This is a genomic window from Halorubrum sp. SS7, from assembly GCF_005435055.1.
Classification (GTDB): domain Archaea; phylum Halobacteriota; class Halobacteria; order Halobacteriales; family Haloferacaceae; genus Halorubrum; species Halorubrum salinarum.
In genome coordinates this window covers 55,407-80,752 of the sequence record NZ_SGXV01000008.1, presented here as the reverse complement: position 1 = coordinate 80,752, position 25,346 = coordinate 55,407, and the positions used below count along the sequence as shown (strand labels likewise).

Here is a 25,346-nt window from a genome sequence, read left to right as displayed (position 1 = left end):
TCCGTGTCGCGGCTACGACGCTCCCGGTGATAATTCCGCGGGACGCCCCCACGATCCGGGAATCTGTCGCCCGCCGGGCCCGGTCCGATCACCCGAGGCCGCGGATCAGGCCGACGAGGAACGCGAGCAGCACCAGCGCGACGAAAAGCAGCAGCGTGGTGAGTTTGCTGCCGAACCCCGATCCTCGCAGGCACGGACTCCTCCCGCGCCCCTCTCCGGACTGCTGCGAGCCGATCGGCGCGTCCATGATCACGTGCCGTTCGGCCGGTCGGACGCGGGCCGCAGATCGGCGTCGACCGCGTTCGCCGGGGCCGAGACCGCCGTCGAGTTCTCCGCGCCGCTCGACTCGTTCGTCGACGGTTCGCCCGTCTCCGACGGTTCCGTGGCCGTTTCGCTCGGGCTCGACTCGTTTGTCGACTGTTCACCGGTCTCCGGCGGTTCCGTCCCCGTTTCGGTCGGGCTCGACGCGTTGCCGTCGGCGGGCGCCGAAGCGCCGTCACCGTCTGGCGCCGAGGCGTTGCCGTCGGTGGCCGGTTCCGTTTCGGTCGGGCTCGACGTGTTGCCCTCGGTCGGTGCCGAGACGTTGCCGTCTGCGGGCGCCGAGACGTTCTCACCGGCGGGATCCGAGACGTTTCCGTCGGTCGGTGCCGAGGCGTTATCGTCGGGAGGCGCCGAGACGTTGCCGCCTGCGGGCGCCGAGACGTTCCCGCCCGGTCCGGCGGCGGTCGCTGTCGGGGTGGTTCCGTTCACCTCGGTCGTTCCGTTCGCGACGGCCGCGACGGCGAATCCCTCGCCGGCGGACTCGTCTATCTGCCGGAGTTCGTCCGGCGTCTCGAACGTCGTCGTCACGGTGGCGTTCGCGGTGAGGACAGCGATTGTAGCCCCTCCGGCGAACGCGACGCCCCACACCAACACGGCGAGGGCGACGAGCGCGACGAGCCCGCGGTTCGCGGTCATCTGTCCGCCTCCGCGGCGCCGTCCGCCGGCGCAGGCGTCGTCGCGGGAATCTCCCGATCCGGGTCGTCGATCGCGTCGGTGTCGGGCTCGCCGGCGTCGGTCGCCGGCGCGTCAGCGCCCCCGTCGGTCTCGGACACGCCGCCGTCGGCGGCCGCGGCCGGCGCGTCGGTCTCCGCCGCGCTCGGACCGCTCCGGTCGAGGACGCCGCTCGCCGGGATCCACGCCGCGAGCGCGCCCAGCAGGAGCGTCGCGGCCGCGACCGCCACCGCGATGGCGACGGCGGTGCGCAGCTCGAACGCGACGTAGACCGCGTACGGGGTGACCGCGGCCAGCACCGCCGCCGCGCCCCCGACCGCGTCCACCGAGACGCCGCCGGACCCGCCCGCGGCCTCGGCAGTCGAGGCGGACTCGGCGTCGGTGGCGGTCTCGGCCGCTACCTCGGCGCCCGCTCCGTCGGTCGACTCGGCCGGATCGACGGTCGCCGGGGCCTGTCCTCCGGGCTCGCCGCGCTCGCGGACGATCGACCAGACCTCGGTGGCCGCGAGCAGGCCGAAGGGGAGCATGACCAGCGCGACGAACCCGGCGCGCGTGCCCGCGAACTGGATCACGTAGCCGATCCACGGGATCGTCAGCGTCACCACGCCGACGAGGTTCCCGGCCGGGACGAGCCCCGGATCCGGCCCCTCGTTGGCGTCGCCCATCGTCTCGAACGCGAGCGCCGCTCCCTCGCCGCTCACGCCGATCACCCGATGCGTCACCGGCACGTCGCTCGTGCCGCGGACGAACGTGATCACGTCGCCCTCGGCGATCGCGGTCGGGTCGCGCTCGGCGACGATGACCACGTCGCCCGGCGCGATGGCGGGCGTCATGCTCGCCGTGAGCACCACGAAGCTCTCGTCGGCGCCGACGACCTCGGGGACCGCGAACACCGCGAACGGCGCGACGACCGCGATCAGCAGGACGATCCCGAGTACGTTCGCCGCGCGCTTCGTCCGTGGTGATGTGAGTAGTTTGGTCATCAGTTCGCCTCCGAGCCGCACAGCGGCTCGCCGTCCGTGGTCGCGGCCGCGACGATCTCGTACAGCCCGCCGTAGACGTCGCCGACCCGGAGCGGAACCGAACAGCTCGTGTGGATGTCGACGCCCGTGCGGTCCTGACCGCCACCGTTGCCGCCGTTCCCGTTCCCGTTCCCGTTGCTTCCGCCTCCGTTGTCGCCGCCGGCTCCGCTGCCGTCGTCGAGACGGATGTTCGGGCCGATCCAGTTCGGGTCGCCGTTGGTCGGGGAGGCGCTCCCGTCGACCACGAAGGTCTCGTTCGGCGCCACCTCGGCGTCGAACACCGTCGTCCCGCCCGCGCCCACGCCGCCGCGGCCGCCGCCCGTGGCGACGACGACGACGGTCGCCGGGTCGTCACCGAGGTACCGGAGCGTGAGCGATCCGATCTTGACGCCGTTCTCGTCCTCGCAGGGGACGCACGTCGGCTCGCAAACGACGCCCGCGAAGGGGTTCGCCTCCGGCGCGTTCGCCTGCTCCTCCGAGACGTGGCGGCACTGCTCGGCGTAGAGCCGGAAGGTCAGGTCCGTCGCCTCCCCGCCCACGTCGGGCGAGTCCGCCGGGAGGTACGGGGCGACCTCGACGACGATCGGGCCGCCGTCCGGGTCGAGGCAGCCGTCGTCGATCCGCACCCCGGTCGCGAGGTCGCGCTCGACCGCCGCGAGGGGGCGGTAGCCCCCCGTCACCGACGCGCCGTCGACGACGATCTCGACCTCCAGGGCGTTCCCGAGCCGGTCGCCGTCCGGACACTCCGTCGCGAGCCACACCCGCACGGGGTTCGCCGACGCCCCCACCTCGAACCGCTCGGGGGCGGGGCGGTCGTCGAACGTGGTCCGGTCGACCGCGAGCGGCCCGACGGTGACGGTCCCGCTCGTGGGGTCGCCGTCGACCGTCAGCCCGACCTCGCCGGCGCCGAAGACGTTGCTCGGGAACGTCTCGCGGTCCGAGAGGTACGCGCCCGTGCCGATCCCGCTCGCCATCCCGACCGCGCCGACGCCGCCGATCCCGGCGAGCAGCCGGCGGCGGCTCAGCCCGCTCGGGCGCCGTCCACCGTCGCCTCCGGGGGTCATTGTCCCACCTCGGTGGCGTCGCCGTCGCTCACGTCGCTCATCGCGAAGGGGTTCCCCTCGGCCGAGCAGTCGTCGGCGGCGAACCGCACGTCGAAGTCGACGGCGCCGCCCTGTCCGGCGTTGCCGCCCTCGCCGTCGAACTCCCAGGCGAAGGTCAGACAGCGGCGCTCCTCGGTCGTGAGGCAGCCGTTCCCGAGCAGCGTGGGGTCGAGTTCGATCCCCGTCGCCACCGGGTCGGCGCTGAGTTCCGCGAGCGTGCCGGCGGCGATCAGCTCGCCGTAGCCGGCGAAGTCGCTCTCGGCGCCCGCGCACGCCCCGACGCCGAGGAGGCCGGTGTCGTACCGGACCTCTAGCCGAATGCGCTCTGCGAGCGCGCGGCTCGCGGCGTCCGAGCCGTCGAGGGACGGGTCTATCTTCAGCCACACCCGGACGCCGTCGGGCGCCGCGCCCGCGGGGTCCTCCAAGCGGAGCCCCACGCTCGCGGTCCCGGTGTCGTGCGGGAGGGCGTTGTCGACGTCGACGAGACGGATTCCGGCCGCCTCGACGTCGTCTTCGGCGTCGGTCGGGCTCGAATCGACGACCGTCCCGTTCTCCGTGCGCCGCCAGCCGACGAGCAGGTCCCACGGCCGGTCGGTCTGCGCGTAGGTGTAATCCGTGTACTCACCCCAGCTGTCCGTGCCCGTCGGTCGACCGGAGGCGGCCCCGAGGGCGGCGAAGCCGACGGCTCCGGCGCCCGCGAGTGCCTCCCGCCGCGTCAGTCCTGATTCCTTCTGTGTCATTATCTGTCGTCGCGGCTCCGAACGGCCGTGTCGTCGATACCCTCCCTACTCTCACTGTGCTCGTATGTATGCGCGTCCTACCCGTGCGGCCGGGGCTCCGTACCCCGACGGTACGGGTACCGTACCCGCCCGCGGTCGCTCGATCCGCTCGCCCGTCGGTCGGTCTCGCTCGACGGCGCCGCGGCGGGGTCCGAACCGCCGGATCAGGCCGCCGCCGACGGCCCGGCGCCGTCGTTGTGGCGCTCCTGTTCGGTGTAGAAGCCTAGGTCGAAGCCGAGCGTGTCGCCCTGGATCTCGTTGCCCACGTCGAAGGGGAGCTCCCACGAGAGCGCGACGCAGTGCATCACGCCGTCGCCGCGGAACGCGTCGCGGTCCGCGTCGTCGGGGGCGTCGCTGAGCTCGTCGTACAGCGTCGAGCGGTTGCCGTCGAGCGGGACGCCGTCCCCGTCCGCCAGCGCGGCGAGAACGTTCGCGAGGGTGTCGTCCATGATGACCTTCTCCTGCGTGGCCTGCGCCGCGAGGTTCCCGAACACCGTCGGGATGTTCAGCGGGTCGTCGAGGTCGTTGAAGAACACCGGGTCGCCGCCCGCGCCGCCGGCGGGGCCGGCCATCGCGAGGAGCGTGCTGGCGCTGCCGTTCACGTTGATCGTGTACACCTCGGTCGCCGGGCTCGGCGACGCCGCGCGGGCGTCGTCGGCCGCGTCGATGGGCGAGGAGAACTGGGTGCTGCCGGTCCCGTTGAACGACTGGCCGTCCGAGAGGACGATGTTGCGCTTGTCGGCGCTCGCGCGGCCGTTCGCGTCGATCTCGGCCTGCGCGTCGTCGACGCCCTCACCGATGTAGGTGCCCGTCGCGATGCCGCTCGCGTTCGAGAACGGGTTGGGGTTGCCGTCGTTGGTACCCGGCAACGAGGGCTCGGGGCCGGTCACCACGTCCGCCAGCTTCTGCCGGAGGTTCGACAGCGCGTTGTCGACGTCCGAGAGATTGCTGGTCAGGGGTTCGAGGATGCCGGTCCGGGGCTGGGTGTCGTTGCTGCCTTCGCCGTCGAAGTACGCCACGCCCACCTGCGCGTCGGCGCCCGCGTTCTGGAGGAAGTCGATGAACTGCCGGGTGCCGAGCTCGACGAGGTCGATCTTCGTCGTCTCGTTGTAGGTCGTCCCATTGATCGTGATCGGGTCGCTGCTGACCACGCCGCCGTACTGGTTGTACAGCATCGAGCCCGAGAAGTCGAGCGTCAGCATGATGTCGACCGGCCGCGCGGCGTCGTAGACGTTGTCGCAGTCCTCGTCGTACCAGAGCCGCGCGTTGATCGCGTCGCCGAGGTCGCCCATGTTGTCCGGGTCGACGATGAGCTCCGGCTCGGTGCCGGCGCCGCCGGACTCGGAGATGTTGCCCGCCTGCATCCAGATGTAGCCGGGGTTGTCACAGAGGTGGAGCGAGAAGGTGATCTCGCCGGAGTCGCCGGGCTTCACGTCGGTGAGCCGGACCAGCGTGTCCATGTCCTCGCCCGTGACGGGGTCGGTGCCGAAGTCCGCCTCCGAGAGCGGCGGGATGGTCTCGCAGTCCAGCACCGGGATGTTCGCGCCGTTGCTGTCCTCGTCCTCCTCGTCCGGGAAGTCGCTGTACTTGTAGACCGTGCCGTCGATCTCGATCGACTGCTCGCCGTCGCCGTCGTGGTCCGGGTGCGCGCTGACGAACTGGTGGCCCTCGCCGAAGTCGTAGGTCTGTTGCCAGTCGACGAGCAGGTCGAGCTGCCCGGCGGTCAGCTGGTTGCCCTCGAACGACTCGGTGTCGTTGAAGTACGCGGTGGTGCCGAGGCCCGCGCCCGCGGAGGCGATCCCGACCGCGCCGAGGCCGGCCAGGACGGTGCGCCGCGAGAGTCCGATCGTGTCGATGTTTTCCTTGTCGTTCATGATTGTGATTCCCCGAAGGGAGTCCCACCGACGGAGTCGAACCGTCGTCCCGGCCGCCCGCGCGGGTCCGGAGTGGGAGGCGATCACGCCGCTTCGAGCGGCGTCGTCAGTGCGTCAGTCGCTGAACTCGACCGCGTTCGTGCTGTCGTAGAAGTCCGGCCCGACCGCGGGGTCGTCGTTGACCTTCGCGATCGGCCCCTCGCCGCCGGTGCTGCCGTACCCGAGCAGGCGGAACGTCGAGCCGATCTCGCTGTTCGGGATCCCGAACACGATCGTGTCGCCGACCTTCGACGCCGCGAAGCCGGCGGGAAGCGACTGAGCCGGACCGTAGCTGCCGCCGGTGTTCTCGGTGTAGCCGAACGGGGCGTCCGGGAACCCGGCGTTCGGCTGCCAGATGACCTGCCAGTCGTGGGTGCCGTCGGCGTCCGCGTCGACCGCCACGGGCAGATTCGTGCTGGAGTAGTCCGCGGTGTCGAGGAAGTCGACGCCGTCGGCGTCGTCGTCGAACGTGAAGCTCAGGACGGTCTGGCTCTGACCGAACGAGACGCTGGTGTAGACGTTCCCGTCGGTGGGGTTCGCCAGGGTCTGACCCTTCCAGCTGTTGTCGTACGCGGTGACGACGGTCTCGTCGACGCAGGGGTTGTGGGTCCCGTCGTTGTGCCGCGACTGGACGGCGTAGAACTCGAAGTCGAACGTGACCGAGTCCGTCTGGATCTCGTTCTCGACGCTCGTCGGCACCTCCCAGGTGAAACAGACGCACTGCTCCGCGACGTTCGGCTCCCCGTCGGTGAACGGCTCGGTGACGCCCTCGAACGCGGGGCGACCGGCGAGCGACGCGTCCGCGTCGCCGTCGCCGGACAGGGGAACGCCGGCCTGGAGCGCGAGCATGACCTCCGCCAGCGACCCGGAGACGATCGTGTCACCGACGACGTTGCCGCCCTCGCCGTCGTCGGTACAGTACGAGACGGTGACCTCCATCGCGTCGGCGAGGTCCCCACCGGGAGTCTCGTCGTCCTCGCTCTCGGGTTCGTTCATTCCGTTCTCCGCGTTCGCGGTCAGCTCGCCGCACATCCACATGTACGCGGGGTTGTCGACGATCGAGAAGCAGAACTCGCCCTCGCCGGAGTCGCCGGGCTTCAGGTCGGTGACCTGGATGCTGAGGGGCTCGCCCTCGATCTGCTGGCCCTCGATCCCGACGACGTTCCCGTCGACGTAGGTGCCGGGCTGCGTGGAGTACTGCGCGTAGCTGCCCTGGTCCTCGGAGTAGTCGACGTGGACGAACAGGTCGAGCGAGCCGGCCGTCAGCTCGTTGTTGTCGAACGTCTCCGTGTCGTTGAAATACGCCGTGGTGCCGAGGCCCGCGCCGGCGGAGGCTACGCCCACCGCTCCGAGACCGACCAGCATCTTGCGCCGCGATAGTCCGATAGTGTCGTCGTTCATTGTGTATCATCCCCGAAGGGAACTCCCGGCGGCGGTCGCGAACCGCCGCGTCGGCCGCCCGAAGGCGCCGAGCCGGGAACCGGACGTGTCTCGTCGTCCGGAGTGACCGCGTTGCTCCGCGGTGTTACACGCTGGTGCTGTTCGCCTCCGTGCCGTTGAACGTCACTTGGGGGTCGTCGTTGTGGCGCGACTGCTCGGCGTAGAGGCCGATGTCGAACATGACCGAGTCCGTCTGGATCTCGTTTTCGACCTCCGCCGGGAGCGTCCACTCGAAGCCGATACACTGGGTGGTCGCGCCGGGGTACGGCTGGCGGCCCTCCTCCTGGCGGTCGCCGTCGAGCGCGTGCCCGTCTGCGAGGAAGGTTCCGAAGAAGTCGGCCATCGACCCCTCGAAGATCTTCAGCTCGCCCGCGAGGACGATCTGCGCGATCTCGGCGTAGACGGTGTCGAGATCGGCCGGATCGGGCGCGACGAACGCGTCATCGGGGGAGCTGGCGACGCTCTCCAACAGACTGGTGTCGGCGTTCCCGAGCGCGATGGTGAAGATACGGATGCCGTTGTTCTTCGCGTCGTCCGCGGCGCTGATCGCGGCGGCGCTGTCGGACTGGCCGTCGCTCAGCAGGATCATCACCTTCGACGCGCCCGGCGTGGCGTTGGTGCCGTTAAGGAGCTCGTCTTCGCCCTCGACGATGCCGGCGGCGATCGAGGTGCCGCCGCCCGCGCTGTAGTTGTTGATCGCGTTCTGGACGAGCTGGTAGTTCGTCGTCAGCTCCTGGTCGGTCGTCGCGCCGGAGTTGAACGAGATCGCCGCGGCCTCGTCGGGCGACGAGAGGTTGCCGACGAAGCTGGTCGCGGCCGTCTTCAGCGCGGAGAGCGGCGCGCCGCCCATCGAGCCGGAGACGTCGCTGACCAAGGCGACCTCGAGCTCCTGCTGCTGGCCCGTGCCGGTGGGCTCGTACACGTTGTCGCAGTCCTCGTCGTACCAGACGCAGACCTCGATGGCGTCGGCGAGCTCGCCGATGCCGTCGGTGTCCTCGCCCTCCTGCTCCATCTCGGGCTCGCTCTGACCGTTCTCGGCGTTCTCGGTCAGCTCGCCCGCGAGGTAGAGGAACGCGGGGTTGTCACAGATGTGGACGCTGATGGTGACTTCGCCGGAGTCGCCGGGCTTCACGTCGTCGAGCGTGAACACCGGGATCTCGTCGCCGTTGATGAGGAACTGGTCCGCCTCGGGCGAACAGAAGTCGAACGCCCTACCCTCGCCCTGAACGAGGTCCTCCCACGCCTCCATGTCACCGGGCGTGGGCGCCTGCCCGAGCAGGTAGCGACCCTCGCCGAGGTCCTCTGCGTCCGGGTAGCCCATGTCGATGACGTCGTCGAGGCGCCCGGGACCGCCGAGGTACGTCGACTTGTAGTCCAGCTTGAGGTCCAGCTCGCCCGCGGTGAGGGTGTTGCCCTCGAACGACTCGGTGTCGTTGAAGTACGCCGTGGTTCCCAGTCCAGCGCCCGCGGAGGCCACGCCGACGGCACCGAGGCCGGCGAGGACTTTGCGCCGCGAGAGTCCGATTTTGTCGTTTGTGTCTTGGCTCATGCTTTCTCCCCCGACCCGCCCCCGTCCGCGCTGGACAGCCGAATCGGTTACTTCCCCCTCCGAGGGATACCGACGTAGTTACGCGCTCCCATGTCACCGTCGAACGACCGATTCCACGTGATAGAACGTCTCAGTCGCCGAGTCAAACGGAGCGTTCGACCGGCGGTCCGGCGCCCCTACTCCGGCCGATATTGCCGGTATGGCCCTCGTACCGCCGCCTCGGAACGCGGCACGGGGACCGTACTCGTCGGCCCGAATCCGACATGGACCTCGTACTTCCGCCGCTCGAAGGGGGATCTCACCGGGTAGCGAGTTCATACATATACCCCCGTCTGACGCAGTAGGCGACAGACCTCGGACGCCGCCGCGCGCGGTCTCCGGATCCCCACCCCATGAAACTCCGAAACGACGTGCTTCCGGCCGAACAGGTGTACGCCATCCTCGCGAACGAGCGCCGACGGCGCGCGATCGAACAGCTCAGGTCCGTCGGCGGGCCCGTCTCGGTCAACGAACTGTCGACGCTCGTCGCGGGCCGCGAGACCGGCGAGAGCCCGCCGCCGAAGCGCTGTCGCGAGAGCGTGTACACGTCGCTCGTCCAGACGCACCTCCCGAAGCTGGCGGACGCGGGCGTCATCACGTACGACCGCGAGTCGCAGACGATCGAGCTCTCGCGACGCGCGCGAGACGTCCGGCTCTACACGGAGATCCTCGCGCCCGGCGGCGCGACGTGGTCGGAGATCTACCGCGCGCTCGCGGTGGCGTCGCTGCTCGTCGTGCTCGCCGCGCTCCTCGACGTCCCGCTCGTGTCGGCCGTCGACCCGGTCCTCTGGACCAGCCTCGCGCTCGGCGCCTTCGCCGCCGCGAGCGCCGTCCAGCTGTGGGTCAACCGCTTCTCGGTGCTGCGACAGCTTCGGCCGCGGTGACTCGGCTCTGAAAAACAGTCCCTACTCGATTTTCGACCACTTCCCTTCGATTCCCCTCCGTCGCTTTAGTTCTCTTCCGTCGGTTCAGTTCTTCTCCGTTGGTTCGTTCTCCTCCGTTGCTTCGATTTCCTGGCTTTCCTACTCGCTCGCGGCCGCGAGCGACGGCGGTAGCCGCAGTTCGAACAGCCGGGCGTCGCAGCCCGCACACCGCCCGGCGACGACGTCGTAGCTGGAACAGCAGGACTCGACGACCCGCTCTTCGAGCGCCACGTCCCCGGCGCAGGCGGGGCACTCCTCGACGAACAGCCGGAGGGCCCCGAGGACCGTGCTCTGGTCCGCGAGCGGCAGGTCGGTCCAGTCGTCGCGGGTCGCCGTCAGCACGCGGTCGGCCGCGGCGTCCGCCCGGAACGCCGCGCGCGACTCCCAGTGGCCGATCTTCTCGTCGCCCGCGTACGCGAAGCCGACGCCCTCGTACCAGTCGATCGCCAGCTCGTCGCGGTCGACCCCGGTGAGTGTAGCGAGCGCGTCGAGGTCGTCGTCGGTCGCCCCCTCGGCGTCGGCGTCGACCGCCGCCCGCCACGCCGCGGCGAAGTCGGGCGCGAACGCGAAGTCGTCGCCCCCCGGCGTCTCGACGAGGACGCCGGCGTCGAGGAGGTACGCCTCCGGATCGACGTCGCCCGCCCGAGGCTTCCCGCGCCCCACCCCGTTGGGCGCCTTGCCGAACAGCGCGAGGACCCGCTCGGGGAGGTAGCGCTTCGTGAGCTCGGGCGTCCCCGGGACGAGGTAGCCGCGCAGCCAGATCGCCGCGAGCGAGAGTCCGAACCCGGCCGCGCCGAGAAGCGGGGCACCGACCGCGCCCACCGCCGCCGCGCCGACCGCGGCCATCCCGACGTTGACGACCGTACACGGGAGACAACGGTTCTCGCCGGTGTACTCGGGCTGCCGGAGGCGGTCGACGGCGGTCCGGGCGGGTCGTCCGAGTCTGGCCGACAGCGCGGTGCGTGACGCGTTCATACACACTGAACGGCGCCGAACCGACCTATGTATGCGCCGCCTACCGCGCCGTCGCACCTCGATTTCTCGAATTGTATGTTACAGAAAAAATATATTATTGGGAGTGGGAAAGAGATTAAATGAATTATAGTTTCACCAACCAGTCTTAGCGGTATTTTGAGGGTCTGTAAGAGACGATTTCTGTGATCCATCAGATTGCTACCTGACAGGAATTTGTTAAGCGAAAATGATAAGTCGTCTCACGTTGATGTGGTCGTCAAGTGATTGAATATGCTATGACACCACAACCCACGGGGCCGGAGGTATCGCTCGCCGACGGTGAGGGCGGCCCACGCGCCGAGGACGACGCCGGGCCCTCGCGCGCCGAGGACGACGCCGGGCCCTCGCGCGACGAGGTGTTCACCGCGCTGAGTAACGCGCGGCGGCGGAACGTGATCAAGTACCTGAAGCGGAACGGCTCGGAGGCGCGGGTCCGCGACATCGCCGAGCAGCTGGCGGCCTGGGAGAACGACGTCGGGATCAACGAGGTCACGTACAAACAGCGCAAGCGCGTGTACACCGCGCTCCACCAGTCGCACCTCCCGAAGCTGGCCGCAAGCGGCTTCATCGACTACGAGCCCGACCGCGGGCTGGTGTCGCTCACCGAGGAGAGCCGGCAGCTAGAGGTGTACCTGGAGGTCGTCTCGGAAAACGAGATCCTCTGGGGGGAGTACTACGTCGGGCTCGCGGTCGTGTGCGGACTGCTGGCCGCCGCGGCGTGGGCCGGCACCGTCCCGTTCGACGCTGTCTCCGGATACACCTACGCGGTCCTCTTCGCGGTCCTCTTCGGTATCTCCGGGATCGTCCACCGCACCTCGACGAGGCGGAACCGGGTGGGGTGATCGGCCGCCGGCGAGCGCCCCCGACCGGCGGGGCCGCGCGGACACCCGCAGGGTTTTAGCCTCACACGGCGGGAGTACGGACATATGGCAACGGGGATCGTCGGGGAGTTCCTCGATCTCAAGGCGGAGACGGACGCTGACGTCCTCGCGATGCAGTGCGGCGACTTCTACGAGTTCTTCGCGGACGACGCGGAGCTGGTCGCCGACGAGCTGGACCTCTCCATCTCGCAGAAGTCCTCCCACGGCTCGTCGTACCCGATGGCGGGCGTGCCGCTCTCGGAGCTGACGCCGTACGTGAACGCCTTGGTCGAGCGGGGCTACCGGGTCGCCGTCGCCGACCAGTACGAGACGGAGGGCGGCGACCACGCCCGCGAGATCGTCCGCGTCGTCACGCCCGGGACGGTCCTGGAGACGAGCGACGACGACGCGCGCTACCTCGCGGCCGTCGTCCGGGAGGAGGACGCCGGCGGCGCGACGGGCGCGGGAGACGCGGCCGACGGCCCCTACGGGCTCGCCTTCGCCGACGTGACGACGGGGCGGTTCCTCGCGACGACGGTCGAGGACGGCGGCGACCTGCGCGCCGAGCTCTACCGGTTCGACCCCGCGGAGGTGCTGCCCGGCCCGCGCGTCCGCAACGACGACGGCCTGCTCGGCGCGGTCCGGGAGGACCTCTCCGGGCGCGTGACCGCCTTCGACGCCGAGGCGTTCGCGGCGGGCCGCGCGAGACACGCGGTGCGCGAGCAGTTCGGCCGCGAGACGGCCGACAGCGTCGGGCTGGACTCGGAGCTGGCCGTCCGCGCGGCGGGCGCGGTCCTCTCGTACGTCGAGGAGACCGGCGCGGGCGTGCTGGCGTCGATGACCCGCCTCACCGCCTACGGCGCCGACGACCGCGTCGACGTGGACGCGACCACCCAGCGCAACCTCGAGATCACGGAGACGATGCGGGGCGACGCCGACGGCTCGCTGTTCGACACCGTCGACCACACCGTCACCGCCGCCGGCGGGCGGCTGCTCCGGGAGTGGCTCACTCGCCCCCGGCGCGACCGCGAGACGCTCGCCGACCGCCTCGACGCCGTGGAGGCGCTGGCGTCCGCGGCGCTCGCCCGCGACCGGATCCGCGAGGTCCTCGGCGACGCCTACGACCTCGAACGGCTCGCGGCGCGCACGACGAGCGGGAGCGCGGGCGCGCGAGAGCTACTCTCCGTCCGGGACACGCTCGCGCTGCTGCCGGACCTCGCCGACGCGGTCGCCGACACCGCCCTCGCCGACTCGCCCGCGGCCGCCGTCCTCGACCGCGTCGACCGCGACCGCGCGGCCGCCCTCCGCGAGGAGCTCGCCGAGGCGCTCGCCGAGGACCCGCCGAAGGCGAAGACGGGCGGCGGACTCCTCAAGCGCGGCTACAACGAGGAGCTCGACGAGCTGATCGAGCGCCACGAGTCGGTGAATTCGTGGCTCGACGGGCTCGCGGAGCGTGAGAAGCGCCGGCACGGGCTCAGCCACGTCACCGTCGACCGCAACAAGACGGACGGCTACTACATCCAGGTCGGCAAGTCGGTGGCGGATCAGGTCCCGGAGGGCTATCGCGAGATCAAGACGCTGAAGAACTCGAAGCGGTTCGTCACCGACGAGCTGGCCGAGAAAGAGCGAGAGGTCCTCCGCCTGGAGGAGGCCCGTGGCGACCTGGAGTACGAGCTGTTCGAGGAGCTGCGCGAGCGCGTCGCCGAGCGCGCCGAGCTGCTCCAGGACGCCGGCCGGGCGGTCGCGGAGCTGGACGCGCTCGCCTCGCTCGCGACCCACGCCGCCCGCAACGACTGGACGCGCCCGGAGCTGACCGCGGAGCGCCGGCTCGACGTGGAGGCCGGGCGCCACCCGGTCGTCGAGGGGACGACCGACTTCGTCCCGAACGACCTCCGGCTCGACGAGGAGCGCGGCTTCCTCATCGTCACCGGCCCGAACATGAGCGGGAAGTCGACGTACATGCGACAGGCCGCGCTGATCCAGCTGCTCGCGCAGGCGGGCTCGTTCGTCCCCGCCCGCGCGGCCGAGGTCGGGCTCGTCGACGGCATCTACACCCGCGTCGGCGCGCTCGACGAGCTGGCGCAGGGGCGGTCGACGTTCATGGTCGAGATGCAGGAGCTGTCGAACATCCTCCACTCGGCGACCGACGAGTCGCTCGTCATCTTAGACGAGGTCGGCCGCGGCACCGCCACCTACGACGGCATCTCCATCGCGTGGGCCGCGACCGAGTACCTCCACAACGAGGTGCGCGCGCGGACTCTCTTCGCCACCCACTACCACGAGCTGACGACGCTCGCGGACCACCTCCCGCGCGTCGCGAACGTCCACGTCGCCGTCGACGAGCGCGACGGCGAAGTGACCTTCCTCCGGACCGTCCGCGACGGCCCGACGAACCGCTCGTACGGGGTCCACGTCGCCGACCTCGCCGGCGTGCCCGACCCCGTCGTCTCCCGCGCGGACGAGGTCTTGGACCGGCTCCGCGAGGAGAAGGCCATCGAGGCCCGCGGCTCGCGGAGCGGGGGAGGCGCCGCCGGGGGATCTCCCGGCGGCGACGGCGAGACCCAGCAGGTCGTGTTCGACCTCTCGTCGGGGTCGTTCTCGGGCGGCGGCGACGCCGAGGGAGCGACCGCGGACGCTTTGGCCTCCGAGGCAGGTCGCAACGGCGCGGCCGCCGGAGCCCAATCGACCGAAGCCGCCGAGTCGACGGCGACCGGCGGCGCCGAGTCCGGGAGTTCCGCAACCGCCGACGGCCTCGACCCCGAGACCCGCGCCGTGATCGAGGAGCTGAGCGACGTCGACGTCGCGGCGACCGCGCCGGTGGAGCTGCTCTCCCGCGTCCAAGAGTGGCAGGAGCGGCTGGAGTGAGGGTACGTCTGACGTAAGAACTAATGTCTGACCTCGTCGTGTGGTGTGTATGGGCATCATGAGCAAGATCCTCGGCGGAAGTGGGAGCCGCTCCGTCGACGATTACGTCGAGCTCGACTCGGACGACTTCGCCGACGCGCACGCGGAGACGGGGACGCAGGTACACTTCGCCGAGATCGCCGACCAGAGCGACGTCATCCCGATCAAAGACGCCGTCTACGACGGCGACTTCGTCATCGCGGACATCACCCGCCACTCCACGTCGGACCGGACGATAGAACACGTCTACGACGAGCTCCGCCAGGTGGTCCAGGAGGTCGACGGCGACATCGTCCAGAAGGGCGACGACCAGATCATCGTCACCCCGACCGGCGTCAAGGTCTCGCGGCAGAAGCTGTAAGCGCCGCGTTCCGGCGATTTTCTCTCCCCGATTCTCCCGCAGCCACCCCTTCGCGGCCCGCACTCGCCCGTATCGGGCGAACCGTGTCATATATGCCGTTCTCCCGCCCACGTAGAGTCGAATGGACGAGCCGGTCCTCCTGACGGGCGCCGGCGGACGGGTGGGACAGGCCATCCTCCGCGGTCTCGGCGACGAGTACGACTGGCGGCTCCTCGACCGCGAGCCGCTCCCGGCCGCGAAGGTGCCCGACGGGGTCACCGACGCCGACCGGTACGTCGCCGACATCACCGACGAGCGCGCCGTCCGCGAGGCCGTCGCCGACGTCGGCGCGGTGATCCACCTCGCCGGCGACCCGCGGAAGACGGCGCCGTGGGACTCGGTCCTCCGGAACAACATCGACGGGACACAGGTCGTGATGCGCGCCGCCGCCGAGGCCGGCGTCGAGAAGTTCACGTTCGCCTCCTCGAACCACGCCGTCGGCGGCTACGAGACGGCCGAGCGGACTCCGGACCTCTACCGCCCCGAGGACGACTACCGGCTCGACGGGAGCGAGCTACCCCGCCCCGGCAACCTCTACGGGGTCTCGAAGGCGGCCGGCGAGTCGCTCGGTCGCTTCTACCACGACGAGTTCGACATGAGCGTCGTCTGCGTCCGCATCGGGAACCTCACCAAGGACCACCCGCCCCGCGAGTACGAGCGCGGGCAGGCGATGTGGCTCTCGCACCGCGACTGCGCGCACCTGTTCGACCGCTGTCTCCGCGCGGAGTACGGCTACGAGATCGTGTACGGCATCTCGGCCAACGACCGCCGCTACTACTCCATTGAACGCGCCCGCGAGGCGCTCGGCTACGACCCCGCCGACAACTCCGCCGACTACACCTTCGAGGGCGAGCCGAAGTCCGACCGCGACGCCGAGGCCGACGGCGACCGCTACGCGCCCGAGTCCTTCGCGCCGGACGCCGACCGCCCCGCCAACGAGTCGCCGGCCGAACCGAACTTCCCGGCCGACCCGGACGACGCCTGACCGGCCCGCCGCGCTCAGAACAGCCCGTCGACGTCGCGGCGCTTCCGCTCCTCCCGGTCGACGTGATCGCCGAGCCGCGCGGCCACCTGCGGCCGGGCGTCGGGCGTCCGGAGGTACGCGAACAGCAGCTCGGCGAACTCGGTCCGGCCCGTCCCGCGCTCCTCACGGGCGAAGGCCGCCGCGGTCGCGAGCGTCTCCGCGTCGCCCGGCTCGCCCGCCGTCGCGAGCGCCGGCGCCGCGACCCCGGCCGCGGCGAGCGACAGCCCGTCGCCCGTCGGCGCCTCGCCGTCGACGCGGATCCGCGGCGCGCTCGCGGGGTCCGCTCCTCCCGGGTCGGCCGCGAGCCGCTCGGCCCACTCCCGGACGGGAGCCAGCGCGACGTCCCGCGCGTCGGCGACGCCCCCCAGCGCCGCCGCGGCGTCGTCCGCCTCCGCCGCCGCTCCATCGTAATCGCCGTCGGCCGCGCGGTGCGTCGCCGCCGCGGTCGCGGCGAGCGCCCGAAAGAGTCGCTCGTCGTCGCCGCGGTCGTCGCCCGCGGATCGCCGTCCCCGGTTCCAGGCGTCGCGCGCCGCGAGGAAGCGTCGCTCGTTGAACAGCGCGGCGCCGGCTCCGAGCGCGGCTGACGCGTCGGGCGCGTCGCGTCCGCCTCGATCCGGACCGCGGTGGCGGTCGGTCACGCCTCACGGTCGGCGACGGCGAATGATAAATGTCGAGTTCCGCGTCGGGAGGGCAGTGCGTCAGCGGGGAAGTGGAGGCCGGAACGTCAGCGGGGGATTTGGAGCGGAACGTCAGCGGGGGAGTGGAGGGCGGCGCGTCAGCGGGGAGTCGGAAGGGGGAACGTCAGCGGGGGATCGGGATCGGGAGCGGCCGCCGGATCAGGCCTCCCTGACGGCGCCGTCGTCGTCCGGCAGGCGGACCGTGCGGTCGACCGCGGCGGGGTAGCGCCGGTGGATCGCCGCGCCGGCGACGGCGCCGCAGAGGGCCGCCAGCGCGACGGCGGCCGCGGTCGGGAACGACAGGGCCGCCACCGTCGCGACCGGCAGCGCCGCGAAGGCGACCATCGCGCCGCGCGACGGGAGCGGTTCGGACGGGTGGGGGCCAACGTACGGGTCGGGGTGAGCGGTGCGTCTGGAGGGGGATCGGTCTGCGTTCATCGTCGGATGTGGTGTGGTGCGAGGCGGACGCCTCGCGGGTCGAGTCGGTTCGGCCGTCGAGAACGGCGGGACGCGCTACGAGTCGAAGCCGTCGCGTCGGGGAAGGGAGCGGCGGGGGCCTCGTCTCGGTGGACGAGCCGGCCGTCCCCGCGTCGGGGTCACGCGGCGACGGCGCCGAGGAGAGCGGCGACCGGCCCGCGGACCTTCCGGACGCTCCGGCGGGGGGCGAACGTCGGGATGGGGTCGCGGACGGTCATAGGTTCGACCCGGCGGTGGGGACCGACCGGGCGTGCTCTCACCGAGAGACGGAACCGAGTTAATAGTTGCTCGTGTGTGTGACTCAATGCCGCGGCCGGTTGTCGCGGCGGACCGGCCGCCGCCCGGACCACCAGTACACTAAGGAAGGCCGGGAGCGTATCGCCGGTAGCCGTGTCCAGTAGCCTGCTCCCGGTGATCGCGGTCGTCCTCGTCTCGGGGCTCGGGGTCCAGCTCCTCGCGCACCGGTTGCGGGTCCCCAGCGTCATCTTCTACCTCGCGATCGGGGTGCTGTTGGGGCCCGAGCTGCTGGGGCTGGTCACGCTGGAGACGTTCGGCGACGGCCTGGAGATCATCGTCGGGCTCAGCGTCGCGATCATCGTCTTCGAGGGGGCGTTCGCGCTCCGGATCGACCGGATCCGGCGCGCGTCGACGGCGTCGCTCCGGCTGGTGACCGTCAGCGCCCTCGTGATGTTCGTCGGGACCGCGGCCGCGGTCCGCGCGTTCACCGACGGCACGTGGGAGATCGCGCTGCTGATCGGCGCGCTGCTCGTGGCCACCGGGCCGACCGTCATCACGCCGATCCTCGACGTGGTCCGGGTGCGCGACCACGTCGCGACCGCGCTGGAGACGGAGGGGATCGTCAACGACGTGACGGCCGCGATCGTCGCGGTCGTCATCTTCGAGACGCTGCTGCTCGACGACCTCGGCGTCCCCGCGACGGTGGTCTCGTTCCTCCAGCGGTTCGGCGTCGGGGTCGCGGCGGGGCTGCTCGCCACGGTCGTCATCTACGCGCTGCTGGAGAGCGACCTCGTCCCCGAGCGCGACGTGCAGGCGTCGCAGTTCCTCGTGCTGGCGGCCGCGATCGGGTCGTTCGCGGCCGCGGAGGCGGTCGCCGCGGAGGCGGGCATCGCGGCGGCCGCGACGAGCGGGATCCTCCTCGGGAACCTCGGGATCGACAACCGCGAGGAGATCGAGCGGTTCGCGCAGAACACCACCACGATCGTCTTATCGTTCGTGTTCATCTCGCTCGCGGCGCTGATCGACGTGGAGGCGATCGCCGGCCTCGGGCTCGGCGTGGTCGCGATCGTGGTCGTCGTCATGCTCGTCCTCCGGCCGCTGGGGGCGTTCATCGCGACGGCCGGCGTCGAGCGGTTCACCCGGCCCGAGCGGCTGTTCCTCGCGAGCGTCGGCCCGCGGGGGATCATCCCGGCGAGCGTGGCGACGCTGTTCGCCATAGAACTGGAGCTCGCGGGCAGCGTCGCCGCCGGCGAACTGCTCGTCGGCACGGTGTTCGCGGTCATCTTCGCGACGGTCCTCGTGGAGGCGGGGCTCGCGCGGCAGATCGGAGAGTTCCTCGGAGTGTCACCAATGCGCACGATAATCATCGGCGGGGGCCGGGTCGGCCAGGCGCTCGCCACGCGACTGGAGAACAGGGGCGAGTACGTCGTGGTCGTCGAGACGGACCCCGACGTCGTCGAGCGCGCGCGCTCGGCCGGGTTCACCGTCTACGAGGGCGACGGCAGCGACACGGAGACGCTGCGCGAGGCGCACATCGAGGACGCCAAGCGGTTCATCACGACGACGGCCGACGACGACATCAACCTCCTCGCCTGTCAGCTCGCGATCACCAAGTTCGACGTCGAGTCCGTCTACTCGCGCGTGAACGACCCGGACAACGTCGACGCCTTCGACAGCATCGGCGTCACCGGCATCGACGCCACGACCGCGACCGCGGTCGCCATCGACGACGAGATCGAGCGGCCCGCGCTCACCCACTGGATGAACGAGCTCGGCGACAGCCACGACGTCCAGGAGGTGGAGGTGACCTCCGAGACGCTCGCGGGGCAGAGCATCCGCGACCTCAACGCGCAGATCCCCGACGGCACCTTCGTCGCCGTGGTCAGCCGCGACGGCGACAACCGCGTCCCCTCGGCGGACAGCGTCGTCGAGGTGGGCGACCACCTGACGTTCATCGGCGACACCGACGGGGTCCGCCGCGCGATGGAGCGCTTCCACCCGCACGACTAAGACGCACATTACGGCGTTCGTACCGTTCGCGGTGGGGGAACTGCGGCTGATGACCTAATGCTGAGTCATTTAGAAGCCGTACCAACGAGGCGTCCTGACGGAGTCCTGCGCGAGCGAAGCGAGCGCAGGGCACGTCAGGACGTGAACGCAGCGGCTGTCGAACGAAGTGAGACAGCCGCAAAGTGAACGTCCTGACGGAGATTTGAACTCCGGTCCCTGGCTCCGCAAGCCAAGAGGATAGTCCACTACCCTACCAGGACTCATCTCTACGTATCGCGGTAGAACTTAAGACGGTTACGGTCCGGCGGCCGCGTGCCCCCGGTCCGCACGGACGCTCCGGGCGGGATGAACACCTTTTGTATCGACGGGCACCATGAACCGCTATGCGACGCCTTCGAGCCGCGACCGCGACCCGCGCCGGTCGCCCCGCCGACCGGCCGGGAGCCGGCGCGAACCCCGGGCAACGGCAACGCTTATGCGCGACCTCGCCGACCACGGAGGGACGAGTATGGGAGCCATAGAAGAGGTGTACGAGGACCTCGACACCGAGGTCGAGTTCGAGGAGTTCGAGGCCGCGGTCGAGGACAAGGTCGAGCAGATGGGCGGGCTCGCCGACGAGGAGACCGCCGCGATGCTCATCGCGCACGAGCTGCGCGACGAGGAGGCCGACACCATCGCCGACATCGAACCGGGGATGAACGAGGTGAAGTTCCTCGGGAAGGTGACCGCCATCGGCGAGGTCCGGACCTTCGAGCGCGACGACGACGAGGCCGAGGAGGGCCGGGTGTGTAACGTCGACGTCGCGGACGCCTCCGGCTCCGTCCGGGTCGCGCTGTGGGACGACATGGCCGCGGCCGCCGAGGAGGAGCTGGAGGTCGGGCAGGTCCTCCGCGTCATGGGCCGCCCCAAGGAGGGGTACAGCGGGCTCGAAGTGAGCGCGGACAAGGTCGAACCGGACGAGGACGCCGAGGTCGACGTGCAGGTGCTCGACACCTACCGCGTCGAAGACCTCACGCTCGGCGCGTCCGACGTCGACCTCGTCGGCCAGGTGCTCGACACCGACTCGATCCGGACGTTCGACCGGGACGACGGCAGCGAGGGGCGCGTGGCGAACCTCACCGTCGGCGACGAGACGGGGCGCGTCCGCGTCACGCTGTGGGACGGGAAGGCCGACCTCGCCGAGGAGTTCGACCCCGGCGAGGTCGTCGAGGTCGGCGACGGCTACGTCCGCGAGCGCGACGGCGACTTAGAGCTCCACGTCGGCGACCGCGGGACCGTCGAGCGCGTCGACGAGGACGTGGAGTACGTGCCCGAGACGACCGACATCGCCGATCTGGAGATCGGACAGACCGTCGACGTCGGCGGCGGCGTCATCGAGACGGACCCGAAGCGGACGTTCGACCGCGACGACGGCAGCGAGGGGCAGGTCCGCAACGTCCGGATCAAAGACGAGACGGGCGAGATCCGCGTCGCGCTGTGGGGCGACAAGGCCGACCGCGAGATCGAACTGGCCGACCGCGTCGTCTTCACCGACGTGGAGATCCAAGACGGCTGGCAGGACGACCTGGAGGCGTCCGCGAACTGGCGCTCGACCGTCACCGTCCTCGAGGGAGAGAGCGACGCGGCGGACGCCGCCGGGGGCGGCCGCTCGGGCGGCGACCGCGACGCCGACGAGACCGGGCTCGGCGCCTTCGCCGAGGACGGACAGAAGGCGGCCGCGGAGGCCGTCGCCGGCGAGGGCGGTGAGGACGAGGCGGGCGGCGCGGGCGGCGCCGCGGCCGCGACGGCGGAGCGGTCGGGCGAGGCGGTGGAGTTCACCGGGACGGTCGTCCAGACGGGCGACCCGGTCGTCCTCGACGACGGCCAGCGGACGAAGACGGTCGAGACCGACGCGAGCCTCCGCCTCGGCGAGGAGATTACCGTTCGCGGGCCGGAGCGGGACGGCACCATCGACGCCGACGACGTCTTCTGACGCGGCCGGCTCCCCTCCGGAGCCGGCGGCCACGCGGGTAACGGAAAGCGTTATACGATACACGGACGCGACTGTGTGTATGAGTGTCGAGTTGCCGTTCGCGCCGGTCGACGGGATCATCCGGCGGAACGCGGGGGAACTCCGCGTCAGCGCGGACGCCGCCGAGGAGCTCGCGCGACGGATCCAGTCGCACGGCGCGGAGCTGGCCGTCGACGCGGCCGAGCGGGCGACCGCGGACGGTCGGAAAACGCTGATGGCGGCCGACTTCGGGGTCGAGCAGGTCGTCAGCCGCGAGGACCTCACGCTGCCGGTCGCGCCCATCGACCGGATCGCTCGGCTCCGGATCGACGACCGGTACCGCGTGGGCGTCGACGCGCGGGTCGCGCTGGCCGACATCCTAGAGGACTACGCGGACAACGTCGCGAGCGCGGCCGCGACGCTGGCCCGCCACGCGGACCGACGGACGGTACAGGCCGAGGACATCGAGACGTACTTCGCGCTGTTCGAGTAGATGCGGTTCGGCTACAGCGAGCGGTGCCTCGACCACGACACCGGCGAACGACACCCGGAGAACCCGGACAGGCTCCGCGCGATCCGCCGCGGGCTCGCCAAGCGCCACGGCGTCGAGTACGTCGAGGCCGACCCCGCCGAGAAGGCGGCGGTCACGGCGGTCCACGACGCCGCGTACGTCGACGAGCTCGAGTCGTTCGTGGCGGACGGCGGCGGGAGCTGGGACCCCGACACCGTCGCCAGCGACGGGACGTGGGACGCCGCGCTCACCTCCGCCGGCCTCGCCCAGTGGGCGGCCCGCGCGGCGCTCGACGGCTCGACCGGCCGACAGACGCCGTTCGCGCTCGGCCGCCCCCCGGGCCACCACGCGGTCACCGACGACGCGATGGGGTTCTGCTTCTTCAACAACGCCGCCGTCGCGGCCCAGACCGCGCTCGACGAGGACCTCGCGGACCGCGTCGCGATCTTCGACTGGGACGTCCACCACGGCAACGGGACGCAGGACATCTTCTACGACCGCGGCGACGTCTTCTACGCGTCGCTCCACGAGGACGGCCTCTACCCCGACACCGGCGACCTCGACGAGACCGGCGAGGGGGACGGCGAGGGGGCGACCGCGAACCTCCCGCTGGCGGCCGGCGCCGGCGACGCCGACTACCTCTACGCCGTCGACGAGGCGATCGCGCCCGTCGTCGACCGGTTCGACCCCGACCTGCTGATCGTCTCCGCGGGCTTCGACGCGCACCGGCACGACCCCATCTCGCGGATGCGCGTCTCCTCGGAGGGGTACGCGCTGTTAACCGACCGGATCCGGACGCTCGCCGAGAACGTCGGCGCCGCGGACGCGTACGTGCTGGAGGGCGGCTACGGGCTCGACACCCTCGCCGAGGGCGTCTCGATGGTCCACGAGACGTACGACGGGCGGCCGCCCGTCGACACCGACGAGGATCCCGACGCCAAGACGGAGTCGCTCGTCGACGACCTCCGGGCGGAACTGGGTCTGTAGGGCGCGGGGAGTCGCTTCGCTTTCTTGTTCAAATTCCTTCTGGGTACGTCGGCGCCGGACTCGCTCGTCGCTGTCGCTCCTCGCTCGTAGTCGGCGTCGACAAGAACGCCCGGAGCGGGATTTGAACCCCGGTCGTTCCGCTCGCTACGCTCGCTCCACTCCCTGCTTCAAATCCCTTCGATGGTTTCTGCTGCCGCAGTACTCACTCGTCGCTGTCGCTCCTCGTTCGTTGTTGCGGCAGCAGAAACGCCCGGAGCGGGATTTGAACCCGCGTCACGACCGTGACAGGGTCGTATGATGGGCCACTACACCATCCGGGCAGACAGCGACAGCGCCCCGAAACGTGGGGACGCCCGGAGCGGGATTTGAACCCGCGTCACGACCGTGACAGGGTCGTATGATGGGCCACTACACCATCCGGGCTTGTCGCATCAGTTCGTATCCCTGTCTGGCAAATAAGGCTTGTCATCCCTGACGGGAGTGCGGGTGGGTGACAGGGAATTGCGGCTCGCGGGCCGCGACGTTCGGGGACCGGTCGGGGTCGCGGCCGGTATGCTTTTGTGCCGACCGCGCGTGTGTGGGAGTGTCGCCCGCCCCGCGACCGTGAGCCGTGCGCGGCGCGCTTGGTAAGTCTTATGCCGCTGGCGCATATACGCAACTGTAGTATCTCGTGATAGCTTCTCCCCACCACCAGCACCCATGGTAGACGTAAGCCAACACGAACTCGTCCCGGACCACGTTCTCCTCGACGACCCCGAGGAGGTCGAGGAGGTCCTGGCGGAGTACGACGTGAAGAAAACGAATTTACCGAAGATCAAACGCACAGACCCCGCGCTCCCCGACGAGGCCGAAGTCGGTGACGTGGTGAAGATCGTCCGCGACTCCCGCACGACCGACGAGGCGGTCGTGTACCGACTGGTCGTCTCATGAACAGGCAAGACCGACGCGTGGTTTCACGCGAGTACTTCTCGGACGAACGGCTCGCCGAACACCACTTCCGCTCGTTCAACAACTTCCTGGACCGCGGCATGCAGGAAGTGGTCGACGAGAAGGAGACGATCGAGACGGACATCGGCGACAAGGAGGGCCAGGAACCGGTGTACGTCGAGCTCGGCGACGTGCGGATGGTCACCCCGCGCGTCCGCGAGGCCGACGGCTCCGAGGAGCTGCTCTACCCCCAGGAGGCGCGCCTCCGTAACATCACCTACTCGGCGCCCGTGTTCATGGAGATGTCCATCGTGCGCGGCGGCGAGGACGAGCCCGAACAGGTCGTCGACACGACCGAGACCAAGGTCGGCCGGATGCCGATCATGGTCGGCTCGGACAAGTGTAACATGGCGGGCTTCTCCGACGAGGAGCTCATCGACATCGGCGAGGACCCCGTCGACCCCGGCGGCTACTTCATCGTCAACGGCTCCGAGCGCGTGCTGATGACCTCGGAGGACCTGGCGCCGAACAAGATCCTCGCGGAGTACGACTCGAAGTACGGCGACGAGATCCAGGTCGCGAAGACGTTCTCCCAGCGCCGCGGGTACCGCGCGCTGGTCCTCTGTGAGCGTAACCGCGAGGGGCTGCTCGAAGTGTCGTTCCCCTCCGTTTCCGGCTCTATCGACTTCGTGACGCTCGTTCGGGCGCTCGGGCTCGAATCCGACGAGGAGATCGTCCACCGCGTCTCGGACGACCCCGAGATCGTGAAGTTCATGCTGGAGAACTTAGAGGAGGCCTCGGTCCAGACGACCGAGGAGGCCATCGAGACCCTCGGCGAGCGCGTCGCCTCCGGCCAGGGGAAGAACTACCAGCTCAAGCGGGCGAACTACGTCATCGACCGCTACCTGCTCCCGCACCTCCACGAGGAGGGCGTCGACGAGGAGGACGTGCGGATCAACAAGGCGTACTACCTCTGCCGGATGGCCGAGGCGTGCTTCGAGCTCGCCTTAGACCGCCGGGAGGCCGACGACAAGGACCACTACGCGAACAAGCGCCTGAAGGTCTCCGGCGACCTGATGCGCGACCTGTTCCGCACCGCCCTGAACAAGCTGGCGCGCGACGTGAAGTACCAGCTCGAACGCGCGAACATGCGGAACCGGCAGCTCACGGTCAACACGGTCGTCCGCTCGGACGTGCTGACCGAGCGGCTCGAACACCCGATCGCGACGGGCAACTGGGTCGGCGGCCGCTCGGGCGTCTCCCAGCTCGTCGACCGGACGGACTACATGGGCGTGCTCTCGCACCTGCGGCGCCTCCGCTCGCCGCTGTCGCGGTCGCAGCCGCACTTCGAGGCGCGGGACCTCCACGCGACCCAGTGGGGTCGCATCTGTCCCTCCGAGACGCCGGAGGGGCCGAACTGCGGGCTCGTGAAGAACTTCGCGCAGGCGATGGAGCTGTCACAGACGGTCGAGGACGAACAGGGGCTGAAACGAGAACTGGCGTCGATGGGTGTCGAGGGGATCCCCGGCATCGAGGGCGTCGACCGACAGACGGCGGACGACTGATC

22 protein-coding genes and 3 tRNA genes are annotated in these 25,346 nt (G+C 70.4%); 11 read left to right on the top strand and 14 right to left on the bottom strand.

Translation table 11 applies throughout. The features are described 5' to 3' along the window. Positions 1-88: 88 nt before the first annotated feature. From EXE44_RS20215 to EXE44_RS09995, 8 genes are all read right to left on the bottom strand, one after another. Positions 89-253: a hypothetical protein gene (locus tag EXE44_RS20215; RefSeq protein ID WP_158293446.1), complete on the bottom strand. Its 165-nt coding sequence runs from the start codon at positions 251-253 to the stop codon at positions 89-91. Continuing rightward, a complete protein-coding gene (locus EXE44_RS10025; protein ID WP_137717019.1) occupies positions 250-957 on the bottom strand; it encodes a hypothetical protein in 708 nt (235 codons plus the stop codon). The genes EXE44_RS20215 and EXE44_RS10025 overlap by 4 nt, the downstream gene beginning before the upstream one ends. Beyond that, positions 954-1,976 (bottom strand): signal peptidase I, encoded by a 1,023-nt coding sequence (locus EXE44_RS10020; protein ID WP_137717018.1) that lies wholly within the window; start codon positions 1,974-1,976, stop codon positions 954-956. Before EXE44_RS10020 ends, EXE44_RS10025 begins: the two co-directional genes overlap by 4 nt. Further along, positions 1,976-3,079 carry a hypothetical protein gene (locus EXE44_RS10015; protein WP_137717017.1) on the bottom strand — a complete coding sequence of 368 codons (1,104 nt, stop codon included), beginning with the start codon at positions 3,077-3,079 and terminating at the stop codon, positions 1,976-1,978. Before EXE44_RS10015 ends, EXE44_RS10020 begins: the two co-directional genes overlap by 1 nt. Further along, complete coding sequence (locus EXE44_RS10010) at positions 3,076-3,858, bottom strand: hypothetical protein (RefSeq protein ID WP_137717016.1); 783 nt, start codon at positions 3,856-3,858, stop codon at positions 3,076-3,078. The genes EXE44_RS10015 and EXE44_RS10010 overlap by 4 nt, the downstream gene beginning before the upstream one ends. A gap of 203 nt (positions 3,859-4,061) precedes the next feature. Further along, positions 4,062-5,771 (bottom strand): SipW-dependent-type signal peptide-containing protein, encoded by a 1,710-nt coding sequence (locus tag EXE44_RS10005; protein WP_137717015.1) that lies wholly within the window; start codon positions 5,769-5,771, stop codon positions 4,062-4,064. Between the two features lie 114 nt (positions 5,772-5,885). After that, on the bottom strand, positions 5,886-7,211 hold the full coding sequence (locus tag EXE44_RS10000) for a SipW-dependent-type signal peptide-containing protein (RefSeq protein ID WP_137717014.1): 1,326 nt from the start codon (positions 7,209-7,211) through the stop codon (positions 5,886-5,888). 124 nt (positions 7,212-7,335) lie between these two features. Further along, positions 7,336-8,799, bottom strand: a complete 1,464-nt coding sequence (locus EXE44_RS09995) for a VWA domain-containing protein (RefSeq protein ID WP_137717013.1) — start codon at positions 8,797-8,799, stop codon at positions 7,336-7,338. A 392-nt stretch (positions 8,800-9,191) separates the two neighbouring features. On the opposite strand from EXE44_RS09995, the gene EXE44_RS09990 reads away from it, so the two are divergent. Beyond that, complete coding sequence (locus EXE44_RS09990) at positions 9,192-9,722, top strand: hypothetical protein (protein WP_137717012.1); 531 nt, start codon at positions 9,192-9,194, stop codon at positions 9,720-9,722. 138 nt (positions 9,723-9,860) lie between these two features. Here EXE44_RS09990 and EXE44_RS09985 read toward each other — a convergent pair whose 3' ends face one another. Then, positions 9,861-10,736 (bottom strand): hypothetical protein, encoded by an 876-nt coding sequence (locus EXE44_RS09985; protein WP_137717011.1) that lies wholly within the window; start codon positions 10,734-10,736, stop codon positions 9,861-9,863. 275 nt (positions 10,737-11,011) lie between these two features. Between EXE44_RS09985 and EXE44_RS09980 the strand changes: the two genes are divergently transcribed. The 4 genes from EXE44_RS09980 (at position 11,012) to azf (ending at position 15,924) form a co-directional block, all read left to right on the top strand. Beyond that, entirely contained in the window at positions 11,012-11,617 is a 606-nt protein-coding gene (locus EXE44_RS09980; protein ID WP_199241199.1) for a hypothetical protein, read from the top strand. 84 nt (positions 11,618-11,701) lie between these two features. Then, positions 11,702-14,500, top strand: a complete 2,799-nt coding sequence (gene mutS / locus EXE44_RS09975; RefSeq protein ID WP_137717010.1) for a DNA mismatch repair protein MutS — start codon at positions 11,702-11,704, stop codon at positions 14,498-14,500. A 49-nt stretch (positions 14,501-14,549) separates the two neighbouring features. Then, the gene (gene sepF / locus EXE44_RS09970; protein ID WP_121563471.1) at positions 14,550-14,900 is read left to right on the top strand and encodes a cell division protein SepF; all 351 of its coding nucleotides are present in this window, start codon (positions 14,550-14,552) and stop codon (positions 14,898-14,900) included. Positions 14,901-15,021: 121 nt separating this feature from the next. Beyond that, the gene (azf, locus tag EXE44_RS09965; RefSeq protein WP_137717009.1) at positions 15,022-15,924 is read left to right on the top strand and encodes an NAD-dependent glucose-6-phosphate dehydrogenase Azf; all 903 of its coding nucleotides are present in this window, start codon (positions 15,022-15,024) and stop codon (positions 15,922-15,924) included. A 14-nt stretch (positions 15,925-15,938) separates the two neighbouring features. On the opposite strand, the gene EXE44_RS09960 is transcribed toward azf, so the two are convergent. Next, a complete protein-coding gene (locus EXE44_RS09960) occupies positions 15,939-16,601 on the bottom strand; it encodes a hypothetical protein (RefSeq protein WP_137717008.1) in 663 nt (220 codons plus the stop codon). 198 nt (positions 16,602-16,799) lie between these two features. After that, positions 16,800-17,078: a hypothetical protein gene (locus EXE44_RS09955; RefSeq protein ID WP_235681745.1), complete on the bottom strand. Its 279-nt coding sequence runs from the start codon at positions 17,076-17,078 to the stop codon at positions 16,800-16,802. Between the two features lie 450 nt (positions 17,079-17,528). Here EXE44_RS09955 and EXE44_RS09950 point away from each other — a divergent pair, with 450 nt between their 5' ends. Then, entirely contained in the window at positions 17,529-19,364 is a 1,836-nt protein-coding gene (locus EXE44_RS09950) for a cation:proton antiporter (protein ID WP_137717048.1), read from the top strand. Positions 19,365-19,551: 187 nt separating this feature from the next. Here the strand turns inward: EXE44_RS09950 and EXE44_RS09945 are convergent. Then, positions 19,552-19,624 (bottom strand) — tRNA-Arg (locus tag EXE44_RS09945). A gap of 248 nt (positions 19,625-19,872) precedes the next feature. Between EXE44_RS09945 and EXE44_RS09940 the strand changes: the two genes are divergently transcribed. The 3 genes from EXE44_RS09940 to EXE44_RS09930 all read left to right on the top strand — a co-directional run bounded on the left by EXE44_RS09940 (position 19,873) and on the right by EXE44_RS09930 (position 22,852). Continuing rightward, entirely contained in the window at positions 19,873-21,336 is a 1,464-nt protein-coding gene (locus EXE44_RS09940; RefSeq protein ID WP_199241198.1) for a single-stranded DNA binding protein, read from the top strand. A 79-nt stretch (positions 21,337-21,415) separates the two neighbouring features. After that, a complete protein-coding gene (locus tag EXE44_RS09935; RefSeq protein ID WP_004599099.1) occupies positions 21,416-21,847 on the top strand; it encodes a histone family protein in 432 nt (143 codons plus the stop codon). Next, positions 21,848-22,852 (top strand): histone deacetylase, encoded by a 1,005-nt coding sequence (locus EXE44_RS09930; RefSeq protein WP_137717006.1) that lies wholly within the window; start codon positions 21,848-21,850, stop codon positions 22,850-22,852. Positions 22,853-23,099: 247 nt separating this feature from the next. On the opposite strand, the gene EXE44_RS09925 is transcribed toward EXE44_RS09930, so the two are convergent. Together EXE44_RS09925 and EXE44_RS09920 are read right to left on the bottom strand one after the other, a co-directional pair. Continuing rightward, positions 23,100-23,172: transfer RNA gene (locus EXE44_RS09925), tRNA-Asp, on the bottom strand. 30 nt (positions 23,173-23,202) lie between these two features. Beyond that, positions 23,203-23,275, bottom strand: a tRNA-Asp gene (locus EXE44_RS09920). A 276-nt stretch (positions 23,276-23,551) separates the two neighbouring features. On the opposite strand from EXE44_RS09920, the gene EXE44_RS09915 reads away from it, so the two are divergent. Further along, positions 23,552-23,782 (top strand): DNA-directed RNA polymerase subunit H, encoded by a 231-nt coding sequence (locus EXE44_RS09915; RefSeq protein WP_004599097.1) that lies wholly within the window; start codon positions 23,552-23,554, stop codon positions 23,780-23,782. Continuing rightward, the gene (locus EXE44_RS09910; RefSeq protein WP_053770171.1) at positions 23,779-25,344 is read left to right on the top strand and encodes a DNA-directed RNA polymerase subunit B''; all 1,566 of its coding nucleotides are present in this window, start codon (positions 23,779-23,781) and stop codon (positions 25,342-25,344) included. Before EXE44_RS09915 ends, EXE44_RS09910 begins: the two co-directional genes overlap by 4 nt. Positions 25,345-25,346 lie beyond the last annotated feature (2 nt).